The organism is Undibacterium sp. JH2W, assembly GCF_049340425.1.
Taxonomy (GTDB): Bacteria; Pseudomonadota; Gammaproteobacteria; order Burkholderiales; family Burkholderiaceae_D; genus Undibacterium.
Genome location: NZ_JBMPOT010000012.1, coordinates 219,648 through 240,042, shown reverse-complemented (window position 1 = coordinate 240,042; position 20,395 = coordinate 219,648). Strand labels below are relative to the sequence as shown.

At 51.7% G+C, this 20,395-nt stretch carries 20 protein-coding genes; 9 read left to right on the top strand and 11 right to left on the bottom strand.

Going from position 1 to position 20,395, the window contains the following annotated elements; genetic code table 11:
* Positions 1-147: 147 nt before the first annotated feature.
* The 3 genes from dxs to ACO0LC_RS19470 all read right to left on the bottom strand — a co-directional run bounded on the left by dxs (position 148) and on the right by ACO0LC_RS19470 (position 3,393).
* Positions 148-1,989, bottom strand: a complete 1,842-nt coding sequence (gene dxs, locus ACO0LC_RS19480) for a 1-deoxy-D-xylulose-5-phosphate synthase (RefSeq protein WP_423006125.1) — start codon at positions 1,987-1,989, stop codon at positions 148-150.
* Between the two features lie 226 nt (positions 1,990-2,215).
* The gene (locus tag ACO0LC_RS19475; protein WP_423006123.1) at positions 2,216-3,103 is read right to left on the bottom strand and encodes a polyprenyl synthetase family protein; all 888 of its coding nucleotides are present in this window, start codon (positions 3,101-3,103) and stop codon (positions 2,216-2,218) included.
* A 2-nt stretch (positions 3,104-3,105) separates the two neighbouring features.
* Entirely contained in the window at positions 3,106-3,393 is a 288-nt protein-coding gene (locus ACO0LC_RS19470) for an exodeoxyribonuclease VII small subunit (RefSeq protein WP_423006121.1), read from the bottom strand.
* Between the two features lie 522 nt (positions 3,394-3,915).
* On the opposite strand from ACO0LC_RS19470, the gene ACO0LC_RS19465 reads away from it, so the two are divergent.
* Positions 3,916-6,246 (top strand): DUF1631 family protein, encoded by a 2,331-nt coding sequence (locus ACO0LC_RS19465; protein ID WP_423006119.1) that lies wholly within the window; start codon positions 3,916-3,918, stop codon positions 6,244-6,246.
* Between the two features lie 100 nt (positions 6,247-6,346).
* Here ACO0LC_RS19465 and ACO0LC_RS19460 read toward each other — a convergent pair whose 3' ends face one another.
* From ACO0LC_RS19460 to ACO0LC_RS19445, 4 genes are all read right to left on the bottom strand, one after another.
* Positions 6,347-7,051 carry a type II toxin-antitoxin system HicB family antitoxin gene (locus tag ACO0LC_RS19460; RefSeq protein WP_423006117.1) on the bottom strand — a complete coding sequence of 235 codons (705 nt, stop codon included), beginning with the start codon at positions 7,049-7,051 and terminating at the stop codon, positions 6,347-6,349.
* A gap of 251 nt (positions 7,052-7,302) precedes the next feature.
* On the bottom strand, positions 7,303-8,259 hold the full coding sequence (locus ACO0LC_RS19455; protein WP_423006115.1) for a lipase secretion chaperone: 957 nt from the start codon (positions 8,257-8,259) through the stop codon (positions 7,303-7,305).
* 131 nt (positions 8,260-8,390) lie between these two features.
* On the bottom strand, positions 8,391-9,323 hold the full coding sequence (locus tag ACO0LC_RS19450; protein WP_423006113.1) for a lipase family alpha/beta hydrolase: 933 nt from the start codon (positions 9,321-9,323) through the stop codon (positions 8,391-8,393).
* 251 nt (positions 9,324-9,574) lie between these two features.
* Positions 9,575-9,730, bottom strand: a complete 156-nt coding sequence (locus tag ACO0LC_RS19445; RefSeq protein WP_423006111.1) for a hypothetical protein — start codon at positions 9,728-9,730, stop codon at positions 9,575-9,577.
* 193 nt (positions 9,731-9,923) lie between these two features.
* Between ACO0LC_RS19445 and ACO0LC_RS19440 the strand changes: the two genes are divergently transcribed.
* Genes ACO0LC_RS19440 through ACO0LC_RS19430 form a run of 3 tightly spaced genes read left to right on the top strand, consistent with a single transcriptional unit; the run spans position 9,924 to position 11,995 of the window.
* Positions 9,924-10,748, top strand: coding sequence for a fatty acid hydroxylase family protein (locus ACO0LC_RS19440; RefSeq protein WP_423006110.1), 825 nt, complete (start codon positions 9,924-9,926; stop codon positions 10,746-10,748).
* Between the two features lie 30 nt (positions 10,749-10,778).
* A complete protein-coding gene (locus ACO0LC_RS19435) occupies positions 10,779-11,459 on the top strand; it encodes a GntR family transcriptional regulator (RefSeq protein ID WP_423006108.1) in 681 nt (226 codons plus the stop codon).
* A gap of 41 nt (positions 11,460-11,500) precedes the next feature.
* Positions 11,501-11,995 carry an SRPBCC family protein gene (locus ACO0LC_RS19430; RefSeq protein WP_423006106.1) on the top strand — a complete coding sequence of 165 codons (495 nt, stop codon included), beginning with the start codon at positions 11,501-11,503 and terminating at the stop codon, positions 11,993-11,995.
* Here ACO0LC_RS19430 and ACO0LC_RS19425 read toward each other — a convergent pair.
* Together ACO0LC_RS19425 and ACO0LC_RS19420 are read right to left on the bottom strand one after the other, a co-directional pair.
* The gene (locus ACO0LC_RS19425; protein WP_423006104.1) at positions 11,892-12,617 is read right to left on the bottom strand and encodes a Rid family hydrolase; all 726 of its coding nucleotides are present in this window, start codon (positions 12,615-12,617) and stop codon (positions 11,892-11,894) included. The genes ACO0LC_RS19430 and ACO0LC_RS19425 overlap by 104 nt on opposite strands.
* Positions 12,618-12,686: 69 nt before the next feature.
* Positions 12,687-13,190 carry a GNAT family N-acetyltransferase gene (locus ACO0LC_RS19420; RefSeq protein WP_423006102.1) on the bottom strand — a complete coding sequence of 168 codons (504 nt, stop codon included), beginning with the start codon at positions 13,188-13,190 and terminating at the stop codon, positions 12,687-12,689.
* A 419-nt stretch (positions 13,191-13,609) separates the two neighbouring features.
* On the opposite strand from ACO0LC_RS19420, the gene ACO0LC_RS19415 reads away from it, so the two are divergent.
* From ACO0LC_RS19415 to ACO0LC_RS19405, 3 genes are read left to right on the top strand one after another with little or no spacing between them, the layout of a single operon-like run.
* Entirely contained in the window at positions 13,610-14,710 is a 1,101-nt protein-coding gene (locus ACO0LC_RS19415) for an aromatic ring-hydroxylating oxygenase subunit alpha (protein WP_423006100.1), read from the top strand.
* Positions 14,711-14,764: 54 nt separating this feature from the next.
* Positions 14,765-15,685, top strand: a complete 921-nt coding sequence (locus tag ACO0LC_RS19410) for a DMT family transporter (protein WP_423006098.1) — start codon at positions 14,765-14,767, stop codon at positions 15,683-15,685.
* A gap of 26 nt (positions 15,686-15,711) precedes the next feature.
* Entirely contained in the window at positions 15,712-16,557 is an 846-nt protein-coding gene (locus tag ACO0LC_RS19405) for a sulfurtransferase (protein ID WP_423006096.1), read from the top strand.
* Between the two features lie 179 nt (positions 16,558-16,736).
* Here the strand turns inward: ACO0LC_RS19405 and ACO0LC_RS19400 are convergent, their stop codons facing one another.
* Positions 16,737-17,438: a ZIP family metal transporter gene (locus tag ACO0LC_RS19400; RefSeq protein WP_423006141.1), complete on the bottom strand. Its 702-nt coding sequence runs from the start codon at positions 17,436-17,438 to the stop codon at positions 16,737-16,739.
* Here ACO0LC_RS19400 and ACO0LC_RS19395 point away from each other — a divergent pair.
* Positions 17,377-17,508: a hypothetical protein gene (locus ACO0LC_RS19395; protein WP_423006143.1), complete on the top strand. Its 132-nt coding sequence runs from the start codon at positions 17,377-17,379 to the stop codon at positions 17,506-17,508. The two genes, ACO0LC_RS19400 and ACO0LC_RS19395, sit on opposite strands and share 62 nt — an antisense overlap.
* Before the next feature lie 241 nt (positions 17,509-17,749).
* Positions 17,750-18,820 (top strand): tetratricopeptide repeat protein, encoded by a 1,071-nt coding sequence (locus ACO0LC_RS19390; protein ID WP_423006094.1) that lies wholly within the window; start codon positions 17,750-17,752, stop codon positions 18,818-18,820.
* A gap of 216 nt (positions 18,821-19,036) precedes the next feature.
* Here the strand turns inward: ACO0LC_RS19390 and gorA are convergent, their stop codons facing one another.
* The gene (gene gorA / locus ACO0LC_RS19385; protein ID WP_423006092.1) at positions 19,037-20,389 is read right to left on the bottom strand and encodes a glutathione-disulfide reductase; all 1,353 of its coding nucleotides are present in this window, start codon (positions 20,387-20,389) and stop codon (positions 19,037-19,039) included.
* Positions 20,390-20,395: the final 6 nt, after the last annotated feature.

Below are 20,395 nucleotides of genomic sequence, written 5' to 3'. Positions count from 1 at the left end.
CGGTTTGACAGTTTGCTTTCAAAAAAAACAGGGCACCAGTCCAGGTATCAAATTACATTTAATCGCTCAAAAGGCAGTGAAGCTTATTCGCTGCCTTTCTTTGTGCATCGGTGTTTCAGGGCTTAGCTTTCTGGTCTTGTTTAGCGATCAGGCAAACCGGGCACGTATCGATTTTTCTATTCCTGCAGCATCGAGCCCGCATTGTGCCAGCAGCAAACCGGGGTCGCCGTGATCGACAAAGCGGTCTGGCAAGCCCAGTATCAGCAGTGGCTTGTTGATACCTGCTTCGGCCATGGCTTCAGCTACTGCAGAACCGGCACCGCCCATGGTGCAGCCTTCTTCTACCGTCACCAGCTCATCATGGCTGGCGGCCAGGGATTTGAGTAATTCCACATCCAGCGGTTTGACGAAACGCATATTCGCCAGGGTCGCATCAAGTTGTTCTGCTGCTTGCAGGGCAGGGTGCACGAGAGAGCCAAAAGCCAAAATCGCAATGCGTTTGCCCTGGCGTTTGATTTCGCCTTTGCCCAGGGGGATAGTGCCCAGGTCTTTGTCTGTCTGCACGCCAGTGCCAGCACCGCGCGGGTAACGCACCGCGGCAGGGCCGGGATATTGATAGGCAGTGCTCAACATCTGGCGGCATTCGTGTTCATCAGATGCAGCCATGACCACCATATTCGGGATACAGCGCAGATAGGCCAGATCATAATTACCGGCATGGGTGGCACCATCAGCACCCACCAGGCCAGCGCGGTCGAGTGCAAAAGTCACGTCCAGGTTTTGCAGGGCAACGTCGTGTATCAATTGATCATAGGCACGCTGCAAAAAGGTCGAGTAAATGGCGACCACGGGCTTCAAGCCCTCGCAAGCCAGACCAGCTGCAAAGGTGACGGAATGCTGCTCGGCAATGCCGACATCGTAATAACGCTTGGGGAAGCGCTGTTCAAATTCCACCATGCCCGAGCCTTCGCGCATGGCAGGCGTAATGCCTACCAGTTTGGAGTCAGCTGCAGCCATGTCGCATAACCAGTTGCCAAACACCTGGGTATAGCTTTGTTTGGCTGGTGCTGCCGCAGGCTTGATGCCCTCTGCCGGGTTGAACTTGCCAGGGCCATGGTACAAAACCGGGTCAGCTTCAGCAAGTTTGTAACCCTGGCCTTTTTTGGTGACCACATGCAAGAATTGTGGACCTTTGAGGTTCTTGATATTTTGCAGCGTTGGTATCAAAGAATCGAGATCATGGCCATCAATAGGGCCTATGTAGTTGAAGCCAAATTCTTCAAACATGGTGGCCGGTACTATCATGCCCTTGGCATGTTCTTCAAAACGCCTGGCCAGTTCCAGCACAGGCGAAGGCAAGACCGATTTGCCGACATTGCGCGCCGCTGCATAAAACTTGCCAGACATCAGACGTGCCAGATAGCGGTTCAGCGCGCCGACGGGGGGCGAGATCGACATATCATTGTCATTCAAGACCACCAGCAGATTGATATCATCATGTACGCCGGCATTATTCATGGCTTCAAAGGCCATGCCTGCCGTCATCGAGCCATCACCTATGATGGCCACTGCATGACGGCCTTCACCCTTGGTGCGGGCAGCCAGGGCCATGCCCAGCGCGGCCGAGATGGAGGTCGATGAATGGGCAGTGCCAAAGGTATCGTATTCACTTTCAGAGCGCCGCGGGAAACCGGAGATGCCATTCAACTGGCGCAGGCTATGCATCTGATCACGGCGGCCCGTCAGAATTTTGTGCGGATAAGTCTGATGACCTACATCCCATACCAGCCTGTCTTCAGGCGTGTTGAAGACATAGTGCAGGGCGATGGTTAATTCCACCGTGCCCAGGTTGGACGACAAATGGCCGCCGGTTTTGGAAACAGAGTCGAGCACATACTGACGCAACTCATCTGCCAGAGGCTTGAGTTGGCTGCGCGTCATGCCGCGCAGGTCAGCAGGGGAATTAATGGTGTTTAATAAAGTCGTCATTGTTCTTTTTCATTACTTGGCTAAACGTCCCTGGTGATCGGCTTCTTCGTACCTGACCGAGCGCCAAAGCTGCTATCGCATACCTGCACTGCATTACTGTTAGGGCGTACTTCTGTCTGGCTACTATCCTTTGGCAGCATTCTTTGCCAAATCTATCGTTCGCTTTACTATTTTTTACTGCTGTGGTGCGCACGGCGCACTCTGCAACATAAGCTACAACATAGTATCAAGCCTGACGCTGCACGATCAAATCCGCCAGCTCATGCAATAAACCGGCCTTGTCACCAAAATTACTCAGCGCTGCATGCGCATCATGGCATAGTTGCGTTGCCAATGCGCGTGAAGCGTCCAGGCCCATGAGGCTGACAAAGGTAGGCTTGTTATCTGCCGCATCCTTGCCTGCCGTCTTGCCCAGCGTGGCTGAATCAGCCGTTGTATCCAGCACATCATCGACCACCTGAAAAGCCAGACCTATGGCTGCAGCATAGCTGTCCAGCGCAGCGGTTTCATCTGCCGACAGGGTTTTACCACACATGGCCCCCAATAATACAGAAGCGCGCAGCAGGGCACCGGTTTTCAGTCTGTGCATTTGTTCCAGTTGTTCGCGGGTCAGGGCCACACCAACGCTGGCCAGATCGATGGCCTGGCCGCCGCACATGCCTACCGAGCCAGCAGCACGGGCCAGCAATTGCAACATCGCCAGTTTGGCCACGGCATCGCCTTCTCCCTCTGACAATACCAGGAAAGCCTGGGCTTGCAAGGCATCGCCCACCAGCAAGGCGGTGGCTTCGTCATATTTGACATGTACCGTGGGTTTGCCACGGCGCAGGGCATCATCATCCATGCAAGGCATGTCGTCATGCACTAATGAATAGGCGTGGATCATTTCTACTGCCGCTGCGGCCCGGCTCAGCAAGGCTGGCGGGGCATCAAACAACTGCCCTGCTGCATAGACTAATAAGGGGCGTACCCGTTTGCCACCGTCCAGAGTGGCATAACGCATGGCGGCATGCAATTGCTGCGGGACCGTATTTTCATCCGGCAAAAACTGTTGCAGACTGCTTTCACAAGTCGCCTGGGTTTGTCGCATCCAGTTACCAAATTGTTCATTCATGCTCATTCCTCGTTGCCGGCGTTAGCGCCCTGATTGCCGGAATCAGCAAAAGGCTTGAGCATGCCAGCTTCCAGTACTTTGACTTGTTGCTCTACTTTTTCTAGCTGGGCTGCACAATATTTCACCAGGTCAGAGCCACGTTGGTAAGCACTTACAGAGGCTTCCAGCGGCAGCTCACCTGCCTCCATGCTACTGACCAGGGTATTGAGTTCGGCCATGGCGGCTTCAAAGGACAGCCCTTCCAGATGGGCTGGAACAGATAGATTTGCAGTTGCTTGTTTTTTTGTCATAAAGAAATGTTTGTTTCGCGCCGTTAACAAAAAAAAGTGAAACCAAAAGTAAAAATCGGCGTGAAAAATAAGGTAAACAGAGTTCAACCTGCTATTTTAGTGCAATCCCGAGAAATTTACTGTTTAGTGCAATCCTGATAAGCAATTAATAAGCAAATTAATAAGCAAGATCGCGCACTTGTCTAAAGCTGTTGCTGTTTTGGATTTATTCTCAAGCTATACTTAAATTTTGTAGAAATTGCGTTTCAAACATTTCCATGTGGAAATTATCGGTATATAGTACGCCTATCTGGGTTTGATTAATTTTTATGCAGATTGCCGCTATTTCAACAAAGTGTCTGAAACTGAAATAAATGCTTTAAAGTTGTAAGTGCGGCAATTGTATGCAGCCCTTATATAAAATTTGCACCGAGTTTGTAGCGATTTTGAACAAAATGCCGGAAACCCTGCCCGAGGCAGAAAATGCGGCTTGTTCCATCTTGAATTTGTTGTTTTAGCAAAATAAACCGATTTATTGCCACCATGTCCACGCCTATCAATCAGCCCAAGCCTAGCGGTACTGCCATGCAGTCTCGTGATGCAGTCTTGCGCACCCTGATACCGTTGGCAAATCATATGGTGGCATCGCAAATAGATGCTTTTTCTGCCCGCCTGGCGAATGCTTTCCTGGCCTTGTCCGAGCAAAGCATGGATGCGCGTGAAGCCAACCTGAGCTTTAATGCCGGGCAATTGCTGAAAAAAAATGGCTATGCCTTTTATTACCTGGCCGCAGCAGGATTTGAAGCCGCCTTCCGCAAGGAAGTCGATGCTCTCCTGCAAGGTGTCAAAGTCATGGCGAGCAATAATGATGCCGCACTGACCCTGGTCACCTATGAAGAGATGGACCAAAAGCTGGCCCTGAGCCGTGCTGGCCGTACCCTGGAGCTGGACAGTGCCGAGCAATATGCCGCGCTGAACATGCGCTTCGCTCATCTGATGGACCATGAAGCGCTGAGCATTGCACAAAACCCCTTCCGTCCAGAAATTTTCCTGCACACGATTTATTCTGCCTGGTGTGAATTTGACCCTGAGGTCAATACCCACGAGCTGGTCTTGCCACTGCTGCGCGCAGATATCCTGTTTGATCTTGAGCCTATCCTGAATGCGCTCAATGAAGCACTGATTGCCAAAGGTATCTTGCCGGACCTGCATGAGTCTTTCCGCATACGCCGCAGCCGCAACTCTGAAAAACGCAAAGATGCCGCACCTGGCGATGTATCCCAAAAACTCAGGGATCTCTTGTCTGGCAATGCCCAGGCTGGTGCCATGAATGAAGCTGGCGGGCAATTCGCCGGTGGTGCTCAAGGTGGCGGCCAGGCTGGTGGATACCCTGGCGGTGCCCAGGCGGGCCCTGGTGGTTTTGCTGGTCATCGCAATGCGGGTGGCTACATGGGTGGCGCATCAGATGGCGCCGTTTCCAGCGCCCCCTACTCAGGTTTTGCGCAAGCTGGTGAAACGCAAACCGTGCCCCGTGCCGAATTGTTCCAAAAGCTGGCTGACTTGCAAAAGAGTGTCAAGCTGCAGCAAATGATGTCTGGTGCACAAGATGTTTTGCGCCTCTCGCAAATGCGCGAGCAAATGCCGGAAATGGCCAATATCGCCAATACCGGTATAGAAAAAAATACCCTGGATTTGCTGTCGCAAGTATTTGACAGCGTCTTCCGCAATCAGGCGATTCCTACCCAGATCAAGGAATTGATCTCGGTTCTGCAAATCCCTGTCCTCAAGGCTGCCTTGATGGACAAGGAATTCTTCTTCCAGGAAAATCATCCGGCTCGCCGCATGATTGAATTGCTGTCGCGTTACAGCCTGGCCTGGGATCAGAAAAAAGGCCAGCAAGATCCCCTGTTCCAAACCATGCAGCGCAATGTGCATCGCGTGCAGCAAGAGTTTGACCAGGAAATCGCCCTGTTTGACGAAGTCGTCAACGATCTTGAAGCTTTCATCGAGAAAGAAGAAAAAGCATCGGCTGAAGCACTGCAACTGCCGATCAAGACTGCGCTCAAAAAAGAAAAAGTCAAGCAAGCCAATATCGCAGCCACCCATGAAGTGGCACTGCGCGTAGGCACAGGCGAAGTGGTCGCCTTTGTAGAAACCTTCCTCGAAGCCCGCTGGACCAAGGTATTGACCCTGGCCTATAGCGTCAAGGAAGAAAAACCCTATGCTGTAGAAGACGCTATCAAGACCATGGATGATCTGATCTGGAGCGTCAAGCCCAAGATCTCCCTGCAACAGCGTCAAGAGTTACTGAACCGTTTGCCCGCCATCCTGGCCCGCCTCAATAAATGGCTGAGCCTGATCAAGTGGGAAGATGCAGACCGTGTGCAGTTCTTTGCCGATCTGGCAGAATGCCATGCCTCCATCGTCCGCGCGCCACTAGACCTGTCGCCAGAACGCCAGATAGAAATTGCCGTCGAAGTCGCACAACAAGCTGCCGAACGCCGCCTGGCAAAACGGGCCGAAGCCGAAAGCAAGGCTGAAGCCGAACCTGCACCACCACCTGACGAACACGTCGATACCGTCACAGAACTCGAACGCGGTGTCTGGCTGGAATTCACCAAGAAAACCGGTGGCAGCAACAAAGTCAAACTCGCCTGGGTTAGCCCCATGCGCAGCCTGTATATCTTCACCACCGGCGACAAGGAAAAAACTTTCCAGGTTACCGCCGAAGAACTCGAACAAACCTTCCGCGAAAAACGCGCGAAGATACTCGAACTCGACCGCGTTGTCGACCGTGCTTTGACCGAGGTACTGGAAAATACGCCTGATACGCCTGATACGCAAGAGACTGAAGAAGAGATGAGCCTCGTCTGATTTTTGCTGCGATACAGTGGTGCTGCTGGCATTAAATGTATTAGCGATTCTTCTGAAATTAAGTGCCTGCAAGTCGTATTATCTTTCCCTCATTCGGTGCTTAGCATTCCATTCCTATTTTGTCTTCCACTTTTTCCAGCCTGAGACATAGGTTTTCACATTCCAGTGCTAAATCGTTCCAAGCAGTTTGATCATTTGCGGCGCAATAAAGAACGGCTTCGAGCTTATCATCTTCATCTACAAATTTTTCAAGTCTTCGGCTATTGTTTCCCCCTTTATTTTGCCAACGAAAAAGCGCATTGACAGCATCAGTTGAAGGGCGCTGTCTTTGATGAGGAAATGGTGTTTCCGATCGAGTAAATTTCCACCGTGTTAGACTTATCGTAGGCGATTCAGTGTTTAAACATAAGAGGGAATCAAGTGATTTTAACGCGTCGTAAGTTGTTTCAATCTTTGTTGGATGATATATGTCAACGATCCTATTCACAGATTGAGGCGATAAATTCATTTTTCTTGCCAACTCAACGGGCTTGACGTTTTGTTTGACCATCTCATTGAGAAGCAATATTTTTGCCCAAATCTGCAAATGAATTTCAATAATTTTCTCCCCTTCCCTCGGAGTGGATGGCATTGGCACAGACCTCTTGTTTTGAAGATAAATTTTCATCGCACAAACAAGCGCTTCGCCAGCTCGAAATATGGCGCTGTCCTCGCAATCGCCATCGGCAATTGCTTCTGGAATGTCCCTGAATGTGACATTAACGTTCCCTTGAGCGTTTTCGGAAAATTTTGCTGGATATCTCATTTATGCCTCCAATAAATTTAGAAACGCGCAATGAAACTCCGCGAATTTGCTTATGCGCGGTTTGATTGTAAACAAAATTGTTTATTTTTGCGAGAATTATATAAACAAATTTGTTTATTTTTATGATTTATTGGGGGGAGTGAATAGGATATTTGCTTATCAATAGCCGAGTGTTGGGCTGATGAACCGAAGCCCAACCTACAAAGTCTCGCCTATTTGAACTATCTGCAGATTCTTAAAGAGGGGAAAACTCACTCATACGCAGGCAACCTGCGCTGTTCATCCGCATTGAAATACTGCTTGCGCACCTGGTCCAGGGCGGTCTGTTTTTCTATCGCGCTGTGGAAAGCCATTTCGGTATTGAGCTTGTTTTTTTGTTCCAGGTATTGTTGTATGCGGGCTTTCCAGATGGCTTCTTCGCGGTCAACTTCGGCCAGTCTGGTGGCGGCTTCGGGTGAGGTGGCGGTGGCGCGCATATTGTAGATGTCTGCCTCTGTGCCACCATTGGCACGCAGCGCACTTGCCTGTTCTTCCAGGCGTATGACCTGGTAGGGCGCATTTTTTTCTTCTCTCAAGGCGGCTGGCAAGGCATCGTCCAGGGCTTTGAGCTGTGCCTGTTTTTGCTCGGGACTGAGGCCGGTGTTTTCTGCTACATCCATGCGGTTCAGGGCATCGGTATCATAGGCATCGTCAAAACCAAACATGGCCTGGTTTTCTTTTTCGCTGAAAAAACGCTGGCGGGTTTGCTGCATGGCAGACCAGCGCTGGCGCGCGGCTGCGGCCATGGTGGTTTTGTTCATGCTGATGTTTTGCGCATTCGCTTCCACGCTGACCAGGGCTTCTTTATACTGGATGTAGCGGGACAATAAATTCTTGGCTTGTACGGCAGCAGTGCCCTGGAGTTTTTGCTCCAGCACTCTTTCAATTTCTGCGCGTATCTCGGGTAATTTTTTTTCGCCAGTGGCTGCCAGATAATAGTCAAACAGCAGGCGCAGCTCGGCGCTGACTTGCAAATCTCCACCCGCATTGAGGTTGATATTGCCGTCATGGGTAGTGCCTTCAAACGAGCGTACAAAGTCAAAGCTTTGGTCTGCCTTGCGTAGCTTGATAGGCTCGCTATTGTTTTCTGATTTCAGGGACGTCAACACAAAAAAAACCGCGACGACTAAGGCCGTCGCGCCGGCAAATGCCAGATTGGCTGTTCTCATAGACTACCGCTCCTTTTTCAGATGTACTACTTATTACTCTGCGGACTCGCCCTGCATCATCAGCTTACTACTTCTTGTCATGATGATGTAATAAAAGTCTTAACTTTTACAACAGTATCTGCACACAATTTTCATAAGCCCTGATTTTTCAGGCGATTGGCATGTTGACGATACAAGGTGACAGGATTGGTTTCAAAGATGTTGATCAGGCCTATGGTCTGATTCACTTCATCCAGATGGTTCATCGCATAATCGTCACGTATCACCTTGCCCAGATGGGTAGAGCAACTGGCTACCAGTCCATCATTTTTTTCACCGGAAAATGCCAGTGAAGTCAGGGCCAGTGCAGGGTCTATGATGTCAAGAAAATTGGTATAAGGCTTGGCACCGCTCCAGGAGTAATAAGCCACGCCACGTGCCGTGTAGGCACCTTCGCCACATGCTGTCGTTGGTATGCCTTCCGGATATTTGGCATTGAACTTCAGCGAGCCTGCGGTGCTCAGCGAATTGGCTGCAGCCAGGGCATCTTGTGACATTTTTGGTTTGCCAGACAAGAAGCTGATGACTTGTGCCAGGCCATTGCTGATGGAGACCAGTACTGTGTTCGACAAAGAACCAGCCGGTGCCACGCCTAGCAAGACGTCGGCGACCTTGGAGCCGCGATTGACACCACCTACTGACGTCGCCGATGCCACCAGGTCGGGCCTGACCGAAGCCACATAGCGTATGGTAGGGCCACCATGGCTATGTCCTATCAGGTTGACTTTGCTTGCGCCAGTCACGGCCAGGATTTGCTTGACCTGGGTCAGCAATTGTTCACCGCGGACTTCAGTGCTGTTGGCAGCTGCAACCTGGGTGACATAGACCTTGGCACCATCGCTGCGCAAGGCCGAGGGAATTCCATACCAGTAATCAACCGGGCCAATATTGTCGAACCCGAACAGGCCGTGCACCAGCACGATAGGATATTTTGTCTCCGTATAACCTGTAGCCCAGGACGGTGCTGGTAACACCATCATGGTCATGACCAAGATCACTACACTCTTTAGCATTTGTTTTTTCATTTTGTCTCTTTCATTGTTATCGTTGAAATGAAACGCAGCGGTGCCTATGTGCCTGCTTCTGTGAGCTGGTCTTGATAGGGCAAGCTCAGGCTAGGTTTGTCGCGCTTGATTAGCAAGTTGCTATGCAACATAAAACAGCGTGGAAAATGAATGGTGTTGTTCTTTTCTAACGATGCGATGGCAGTAGAAAATAGTTAAATCATTTATATGCACTCTGTAAATGCCGGTATAAGACTGAGGCTTAGCGGGTTTTAGATGGAATTCACTAAAGTACAGGCTTGCTTTTTTAATATGGGGAAATTGTAGGCTGGCCACAACAGGCATTGCGCCCGTTGCTTATTCCTGTCCTGCATCTGCTTGCTGCCACGTCTTGCCCTGGCGCAGGCGATATTTTCTTCCCATTCCATCGATCTCCGACTGGGGCGACAGCGACGACAGCGATGCTTAAGACAGCGACAGATGCTTCATGTCTGTGCTGGGTAAATCCTGGGCTCACAAAAATATATGCGCAGATGCTGTGCAAATTTTTTAGAAAGGTATATGATGAATTGGTGATATATCAGTTGTTCAACATTAATTCTGGCAACCCGGGAGTACACAATGGATGACAAGCAACGTCTTTTCCGCCTTCAATATCAGGCTGCCATCAGCCCTTATTACCATGGAGTCTTGCATGTCCTGTTTGTATTCGGGCTGGGCTTTGCCCTGATCGCGATTGCCTTGGTTCAGCTTCAGATACAGGGGGGCGCAGGCTGGGCCTGGCTGGGTGTGCCAGCCACCTTGCTGTTTGCCAATGTGAATGAGTGGCATGTGCATAAAAACCGTTTGCACAAACGCGGCAAGGGCCGCTTGTCACAATTGATCTGGCATCGCCATACCAGGGAACATCATCATTACTTCACCCATGAAGAAATGCGTGTGGCCAGCACGCGTGAATACCGCATCGTATTTTTCCCCGCCTATGCTTTTGTCATGGTCGCTGTGCAAAGTGTCTTGCTGGGTTTGCTCTGTGCATTGTTAGGCGGGCGCAATCTGGGCTATATCGTATTTGCCACTGCCATTGCTTTTTACCTCTGGTATGAAGCCGTGCACTTCCTTTGTCATGTCGATGAAAACGCCCTGCTCAGGCATCTGCCACTGGTCAATACCATGCGTCGAAATCACATGGTGCACCATACCCAGGCGCTGATGACGGAATACAATATGAACCTGACTTTCCCCTTTGCTGACTGGTTGTTTGGCACATCGGATTTACAGCGCAGCTTGCTGGGCACCATCTTCAATGGCTATGGCTCACAACACTTGAAACCTGAAGTGGCCAGACGCTATCAAGAGCTGGGCATGGCGCCGCCAGTGCCGCATGTGCAGGCACCGCTGGAATCTGTTAGTCAGTCGGTGGTGCCCGCGGATTTAAACAAAGTATGATGCAATAACAATCGTCTACCCCAGCAAACCATGGATAAAACAGAATTCAGCAAACTCTTCCCTCTCATCAAGAATGAATCGCAGGCCGCGCGTGCTTATCGCCTACTGGAATTGCGCATCGTCTCGCTTGACCTCAAACCTGGCCAGGCAATTACTGAAAGTGAACTCTGTGATTACCTCGACCTGGGCCGCACGCCTGTGCGCGAGGCACTGCAAAGACTGGCGCAAGAATGGCTGGTCAAGGTCTTGCCACGACGCGGCATGATAGTCAGTGAAGTCGATCTGCAATGCCAGATGCGTTTGATAGAAGCCAGACGTGCCATGGAAGGCAGCCTGATACGCATGGCCACCCGCAAGGCCAGCAAAGATGAGCGCGCCCGGTTTCGCGTGCTGGCAGAGGGGTTTCGCGAGGCGGCCAGCAAGGCAGATGAAATCATGCTGAGCGAAACCGATAGCAGCTTTAACCAACTGGTGTTTGAAGTGGCGGGTAACGAGTTCCTGGTCTCTGCGTTACAGCGCATGCATGCCTTGTCACGCCGCTTCTGGAAAATACAGTCACAGTTTGAAGACATCCTGCATGTCACTGCCACCACCCATGCCGACCTGGCTGATGCCATCGCCAGTGGCGATGCCGAGGCAGCCGTCGCTGCTACGGAAAAGCTACTCGACAATGTCGAAGCGTATACCCGTGCTGCACTGGATAGAAGTTAAACCTAAACCAAAATCAACTGCAGCGGAGACAAGGAAATACCATGAGCACCCATATCTACAATGCCATAGAAATACAAGTCCCCATCCAGCAAGTATTTGACTATGCATGCGCACCTGCTCACTGGCCGGACTGGCATCCTTCATCCTTGAAGCTGTATACCAGTAATGCGGGTACTGCTGATGTCGGCAGTAGCTTTGAAGAAGATGTGCGCGCCGGTGGCCGTACCGGGCATCTGATCTGGACCGTGACTGAATGCGATAACACCCGACGCTGGACTGGCCGGGCGAAAGTCGATAACGGTGCCAGCCTGACAGTCACTTATCAATTTTCAGCAAGCGCCAGCGGTGGCACCTTGTTTGAGAGACATCTGCATTATGTCTTGCCCAACCTGGCGCTAAAAATCCTGAATGTCCTGGTATTGCGTCGTCGTATTACAGCAGAATCGGCTTTGTCCTTGCAGCGCCTGCAAACTGTTTTACATGGTGGCAGTCGGGCTGTGCCTGTTGACGACAAGCGCCTGCTTGCGAACGCATGATGATCCTGCTGACAGCCTGGCTGACTATAGGGCTAGCTGCGGGTTTAGCTGCGGGATTAGTCGCGGGGTTGCCTGAAGGTCCGGCAGCATGGCAAGGCAGTTGACCAGGCGTGCATTGCTTGCCTGATCTGACTGCCATTACTTCTATCTCCACCAGCGCTTCCGGCAGGGCCAGGGCAGCAACTTGCACCGTCGTGCGCACAGGTTTATTGGCTTGCGTTGTCGTGCCAAAGAACAGGCGGTAGGCATGGTTCAAACCGGCGAAATCCATCTTGCCACCAAGGGCAGGGTCACCAACCAGGTAGACCCGCATTTGCACCACGTCAACCATGTCCAGTCCTTGCTGTCGCAAGCTGCTTTGTATGGCCTGCAGCGTGCTGATGGTTTGCGCGCGGGTGTCGCCAGTGATGGCAGGTTTGGCATCGGGCTTGCCGGCGAGCTTGCCTGGTGCGGCGATTTTCCCTGACAAATGCAAGTGGTCGCCGACCCAGATCGCATTCGAGACTATGCTGGTGTCCGGGCCTGTGCGTGTGATGCTGGTTCCGGTCACGGTAGTGGTCTCAGCACTGGCTGGTAGTGACAATGCGGCAAATGCCAGGGCAAGGAGTAATCGATATGGCATACTATCTTTCAATAAAAAAATCTTCGAACCCCGGTAGCAAAGGCAAGCAGGTTCGTCGTGCATTACTTTTCAAGACGCAGTTACTGGCGTCGCAGTACTGGCCAATGCTTTGCGAAAAAACACTTGTCTGCCATTCCAGCGTTGTGAATGATCATTGAAACCCAGGTCGCGATAAATCCTGGTTGATGCCAGATTGAATTCATTGGTGTCCAGGCAGGCAGCAACACAGCCACTGGCTGCTGCATGGGCCAGTGCATGGGTAACCAAAGCCCGGCCTACACCGTTCTTGCGTTTGGCTGGATCAACAAAAAGATCTTCCACCGTCGCTTCTTTGCCATTCACCCACATCGAATCGCGGTAGCGCAGCAAGATATAGCCAAGCGCCTCATCCGCGATATAAGCCAGAAAAAAGCTGGCATCCTGTGAGGCCAGCAAACGCGGTATGAAAGCGGCAAACTGTTGGTCGCCGGGTTGCATGCGTTCCAGATGATTGCGAAAAAGTATAGTCATCGCCAGGATGGTGGCAGCATCAGCAGATGTCGCTGTCTGGATACGTATGTCGGTGTCTTGCATGGCGGTGTCGTTTGCGTGCTGTCATTGCAAAATGATAGCGTTTGGTCATGGTCGGATTTCTGCAAAATAAGTGTGTGCATTGCAGGAATTCTGCAAATAGTGCTGCTCAGTTGAGGCGAGGGCGCAGTAATGAGGACTAGCTCGGCAGGCAGTGATGTCAGGTCTTTGATGAGGGCGTAGCCATAAGAATTGCCGCCTTGATTGCTGTTCTAACTCATGAGCTTGGTCTTTTTATATCATTTAGCTAAGCTTTTAGAGCAATTTTTTAAAGTTCAGGTATAATCCCCGGTTCTGTCCAAAATTTCCTCTTCAAGTCGTTTGATCGTTTGAATTTTCGTTGGGATTGAAAATCCTTACGGAACAGGTTTTTGTGGATTCTTTCTCTCTTAGGTTGGTGCAAATTAATTTGGGGGGTGGGGATGTCCGATCTGGCTTCTTTGTCTACACTCGCGCGTTCTGACGCGCAACTTCCGGTTTACGTGTATTTTGATGAAACGCTGTTACAGCGCGAAATCAAAGATTTATTCCATTCTGGTCCGCGTTATGTCGGCCATGAACTCATGGTGCCCAATGTCGGCGACTTTGCCACGCTTGCTGCCGAAAACGAGGGCCGCATGCTGGTGCGTAGCGCACAGGGCATAGAATTGATGTCGAATGTCTGCCGTCACCGCCAGGCATTGATGTTCAATGGGCGCGGCAATACCCATAATATTGTTTGTCCGCTGCATCGCTGGACCTATGACCTCAAAGGCGAGCTCATCGGCGCGCCGCATTTTGCTGACACACCTTGCCTGAATTTGCAGCGTACGCCGCTGCAAAACTGGAATGGTCTGTTGTTCGAGCAAAACGGCTACAACGTCATGGAACGCATGTCCAAACTCAGTGTCACCCAGGACCTGGATTTCACTGACTATATGCTGGACCATGTCGAAGTGCATGAATGTGATTACAACTGGAAGACTTTTATTGAAGTCTATCTGGAAGATTATCACGTCGAGCCTTTTCATCCTGGCCTGGGCAGCTTTGTCTCTTGCGATGACCTTAAATGGGAATTCGGTGAAGACTATAGCGTGCAAACCGTAGGCGTGCACAAGGGCTTGCAAAAATCAGGCTCGCCGACTTACCAGCGCTGGCAAGAACAGGTGCTGAAGTTCCGCAATGGCGAAGCACCCAAGTACGGCGCCATCTGGCTGACCCTGTACCCGAACATCATGGTTGAATGGTATCCGCATGTGCTTGTGGTCTCTACCCTGTGGCCTACCGCCACGGGCAAGACCCGCAATGTGGTTGAGTTTTATTATCCTGAAGAAATCGTGTTGTTCGAACGCGACTTCATCGCGGCTGAACGTGCTGCGTATATGGAAACCTGTGTCGAGGACGATGAGATCGGCCAGCGCATGGATGCCGGGCGCAAGATACTGTTTGATCGTGGTGTCAATGAAGTCGGCCCATATCAATCGCCGATGGAAGACGGCATGCAGCACTTCCATGAATGGTATCGAAGAAAAATCGCAGTTTGATGCAAGATGTTAAGGGAGGCGTGTGCCTCCCTTATCTTTTGGAGTGAAGTTTTTATGCAGTCTTTATGGATGCTGCTTGCCAGCTTTCTGTTTTCCATCATGGGTGTCTGCGTCAAGCTGGCATCGGTTGATTATTCCACGGCTGAAATTGTCACCTATCGTGGTGCCATAGGCATGTTGATGATAGCCACGCTGGTCAAGTTCCAGGGTGGCACTTTACAAACACGCATGCCCTACCATCATCTGGTACGCGGTGGCGTGGGCGTGGTTTCACTATGGTTATGGTTTTATGCCCTGGGTAAATTGCCGCTGGCGATGGCGGTGACACTGAATTACATGTCCCCCATCTGGATCGCAGCCATCTTGCTGACCAGTGCCTGGTGGCGCAAGCAGAGCCGTATCACCTGGCAACCCATCGCCGCCATCCTCATGGGTTTTGTCGGCGTGGTCTTGCTGCTACGCCCCAGCATACATACCGACCAGGTCATGGGTGGTGTGCTGGCCCTGATGTCGGGCATGCTGGCGGCCTGGGCGTATATGCAAGTCAGGCAAATGGGTTTGCTGGGCGAGCCTGAATATCGCGTGGTGTTTTATTTTTCATTGACCTGCGCTGTCGCTGGCTTAATCGGCGTGCTGGTAGGAAAAACCGTGTTTTCCACAGCGGGAGAGACTACCTGGCACCAGCTCTCAGGCAGGGGCACCATGCTCTTGCTGGCAATAGGCGTGACTGCCGCGAGTGCGCAAATGGCCATGACACGCGCCTACCGTCTTGGTAATACCCTGGTCACAGCCAACCTGCAATATGTTGGCATCGTGTTTTCCAGTGCCTGGGATGTACTGATCTGGAAAGTCAGCCTGCCCTGGTTAAGCTGGGTAGGCATCGCCGTGATTTTATGCAGCGGTCTCATCGCAACATTCTATAATGCCAAAACCAATCGCAAACCCATACCCGGCGATGCCATCAGTTCAGAATAATCATCATCTTTTTTCAGGAGACCAAGATGTACACAACATTGATCAGTGCAACCGAGCTGGCATCCCACATCGCCGATACCAACTGGGTCGTGCTGGATTGCCGCCATGATTTGATGGATACCAATGCAGGCCAGGCTGCCTATGACCAGGGCCACATCCCCGGCGCGCAATTCGTCCATCTGGACCAGCGGCTGTCGGCTGCCAAAGTGGGTGCTGATGGTGTCTTCCGTGGTCGCCATCCCCTGCCTGAAAAAGCCGACTTCATCGCTACCCTGCAAGGCCTCGGTATCAATAACGATAGCCAGGTCATCGCCTATGATGCGCACGGCGGCATGTTTGCCGCACGCCTGTGGTGGATGTTGCGCTGGGTAGGGCACAGGGCAGTCGCCGTGCTTGATGGTGGCTTGCCAGCCTGGCTGGCAGCAGGGCAGCCAGCCAGCACAGAGGCCCCGGTTACACACAATGGCGGCTTCGCCGAGCGGGATTCACTGGTGCACACAGTTGATGTCATCCAGGTATTGGGCAATATCAGCAGTGCAGCCAAAACCCTGGTCGATGCCCGCGCCGCTGACCGTTTCCGCGGTGAGAACGAAACTATCGATCCTGTCGGCGGCCATATCCCTGGCGCCAAAAACCGCTTCTTCAAAGATAATCTGCAAACTGATGGCCGTTTTAAACCCGCAGAGCAGTTGCAGCAGGAATGGACTCCTATTATTGGCGATGCCAGCAGGGCCATCATGCAATGCGGCTCTGGTGTTACCGCCTGTCACAACCTGCTGGCACTGGAAGTGGCGGGTTTGCCGGGGGCAGCCTTGTATCCGGGATCGTGGAGTGAGTGGTGTGCGGATGCGTCTAGGCCTGTGGAGCGTTGAGTTGAGACGGGAAAGCCTGCAATCGTAGGTTGGGCTACGTTTCACCAGCCCAACACTCGGCGTTTAAATGACGTATACGTTAATGGAGGCCCAGTGTTGGGCTGATAAACCGTAGCCCAACCTACGAGGCCCGGCTCAACCTACTAAGCGCAGCCTAGCGAGGCCAGACTGGTCAAAGATCACCTATGACTAGTCACAAACAACACCAGCACCACCCCCAGTGACACCAGAATAATTTGCGGTATCGTCTCTTTCAAGGTCGCCCGTCTCTGCATCTGCGGCATCAGGTCACTGACCGCAATGTAGATAAACCCGGAAGACGCAAACACCAGCACATAGGGGATCATGCCGCTGGCGCTTTCCAGCGTGTAATAGCCAAGCACACCGCCCACCACCCCCATCATGCTGCAGATCAGGTTATACATATAGGCACGCATGCGGCTGAAGCCAGCATTCAGCAAGACGATGAAATCACCTATCTCTTGCGGGATTTCATGGGCGATGATGGCCAAGCCAGTTACCAGACCCAGCTTGGGGTTGGCCAGAAAAGCTGCGGCGATCAAAATGCCATCAGTGAAATTATGCAAGCCATCACCCACCAGTATCATCCAGCCAGCCTTGCCTGCCTCATGCGCATCATGGCCATGCTCATGATGATGGCCATCGCCTTCATGGTGATGTGAATGACGCAGGATGGCGAATTTTTCCAGCAAGAAAAAAGCCAGCAAGCCGCCCAGCAGGCAGGCAAACAGCGTACGCGGGTCAGCGCCGGATTCAAAAGCCTCAGGCAAGGCATGCAGCAAAGAAGTGGACAGCATGATGCCCACCGACAAACTGACCATGCGCTCCACCACTTTGGATAGTAGCGAAAACGAAAATATGGCAGCAGCAGTGATGCTCAGGACACCAGCAATCGTGGTAGCAAACAGGATAGATAACAGCGTGGAATGAATTTTAAGCCTCGGGAATTTGCAACCAGGTTGCAAATTAAAGCATATTGCGGGGGTTTCTGCAAATGCAGTCTTCACTTGCAGCGATGTCCGCGTCATGAGCATCCGCATAAACTCTTTGGCAATGGCGGCATGGGTAATCGTGAAATGCTTTTGTGCTGTAATAATGGGTATTGTATTTTTGCTACAATACCATCAATGTACTTTTACCTTTTCATCAGCTGCAACTGAACCACAGACAAATGAAAAAACGGACTTTATATTCCCTGTTAGTGTTACTGGCCTTTGGCATCTCTAGTCAGGTTCAGGCGGCGAGTAGTGCAAAGAATAATCAGGAAGCTCAACTCGATGGTTCACCAGTTTGCACGCCAGTACCTGTATCCAAATGCTGGAAGCGTCTCGCTGATTATCTGGAGAAAGCAAAGCCGCCTGAGAACGAGCGTGAATTTGGTGATCAGTTATTTTCTTATATCATGATGGCAAAACTGGCGTATTGGGCGAAAGATTTTGCTGATGCGAAAGAAATTAACCAGCTTGCGCTGGAGTTCAGTAAAAAAAGAAAATTTACAGGAAGAGATGCCGATATGAGCGCCAGTTTGTTTGGCGTCATGATCAATATCAATCTGGCGAATCTTGCCCTGAGCAAGCATGAGTATGCAGAGGCATTGAACTATCTGGACCAGTATTCCTCCATCTGGGAAAAATTGGGCGAACAGGGTGGTGAACCGGGCGAGCTTGTGTTGATGCGCTGTGCCGCCTTGATAGGCATGCAGCGTGGCAGCGAAGCCGAGGTCTTGCTTGAGCAATTGCTGAAGAAACTCAATTTTTCCGGGCAAGCTCCCTGGGAAGCTAATCCAATCGGTTTAGAACCAGTCAATCCCTATGAGGCAGGGCGCCGTATTGCCGCCCATTTCATGCGGGAAGGAAAGTATGACAAAGTCCTGGCCCTGTTGCAAAGCATGGAGCAGAGGCGCACACAGACCATTTCACAAATGTCCAAGGATCCCGTAGCGGGAGGATATTGGGCCATCCATGGTGAGCCAACCGCCTTGCTTGATGATCTGGCTGCGATTTACCTGAAACTCGGCCGCGACGCCGAGGCTGAACCATTATTGCGCGCATCTTTACTGGTGCAGGAAAAGAACGCTGGCAAGAGATTGCCGCTGTTGCTGACCAGGCTGGCTGAACTGAGCCGGCGCAAAGGCCAGCTTGCCGAAGCTGATGCCCTCATGTTGCGGGCGAAAGCAATCCCCAGGCAAGAGCAATGGGAAAGGATAGATCCATTGGCGCAGACTCTGGGCTACATCGACTGAACAAAGCAGGGCCGCTGTGAATACTGTGAATACTGTGAATACTGTGAATACTGTGAATACTGCAAACAGCCCGCCTGCAGGGTGCGTTGTAACACCCCGATTTTGCATTATTGTTCTCGTTCTACCACCACGACCATCACAGCCGGTGTGTTACAACGCAGCCTACTTGGCTGCAAACAGTCGGCAGCACTTCTCTGATGCGACAACTTCCTGAAGCTACACCACCGCCGTCCTCATCGTCACAAACTCTTCTGCCATCGTAGGATGCACGCCTATGGTGGCGTCGACTTGTGCTTTGGTCACGCCGCATTGCATGGCGACGGCAAAGCCCTGGATGATTTCACCTGCATCTGGCCCTACCATGTGCATGCCCAGTACGCGGTCGGTATTGGTGTCGACGATCATCTTCATGAGGCAGCGTTCGGTTGAGCCTGACAGTGTGTGCTTGAGGGCCTTGAATTCGCTTTTGAAGATTTTCACGTGCTCATGTTTTTCTCTTGCCCTGGCTTCTGTCAGGCCTAGCGTCGCGACATTCGGGTGACTGAATACGGCAGTGGCGATGTTTTCATATGACATCAGCTTGCGGCCGTGCTGGAACAGGTTGGCGGCAACGATCATGCCTTCGGCCAGGGCCACGGGCGTCAATGCCACGCGGTCTATGACATCGCCTATGGCATAGATGCTTTCGACATTGGTGGTGAAGTGTTCGTCAACGATGATGGCACCATTTTCACTGACCAGTACACCGGCATTTTCCAGACCCAGGCCTCTGACATTCGGTTTGCGGCCAGTGGCGAACAGGATGCAATCACTGTCAATTGTGCGGCCATCGCTGAGCGTCACACGTTTATTCTCGTCGCTGGTTGTGATGGAAACTATCTTGGTATCAAGGGCAATCTCCACGCCTTTTTTGCGCATTTCTGCAATCAGGAAATGGCCAAGGTCGGCATCCATGCTGCGCAAGATCTGGTTGCCGCGTTGCACCAGGGTTACATGGCAACCCAGGCCATTGAGTATTGAGGCCAGTTCTACGGCGATATAGCCGCCGCCTTGCACAACGGCACGACGTGGCAAGGCAGGTAGGTGAAAGAATTCATCTGAAGTAATGCCCAGTTCACTGCCCGGCAATTCTGGCAGGATAGGGTGGCCGCCCGTGGCAATCAGGATATGCCTGGCGCGATACTGTTTGCCATTGACGGCGACAGTATGCGCATCGATGATCTGGGCATGACCGGCGATGATATCCACCTTGGCATTCGTCAGTATCTGGGCGTAGATGCCGTTGAGCCTGGTGATTTCCTTGTCCTTGTTGGCGATCAGCGTGGCCCAGTCAAACTGCTGTTCACCCATGCTCCAGCCAAAACCGGCGGCATCGGCAAAATCCTCATGGTAATGGGCAGCATAGGACATCAGTTTTTTTGGTATGCAACCGGCATTCACACAAGTCCCACCCAAAGGCCCGGCTTCTGCCACGGCCACGCGTGCACCATATTGTGCAGCAAAACGGCTGGCCCGCACGCCACCAGAGCCAGCACCTATCGTGAATAAATCATAGTCATAAGTGTGCATGCCGGG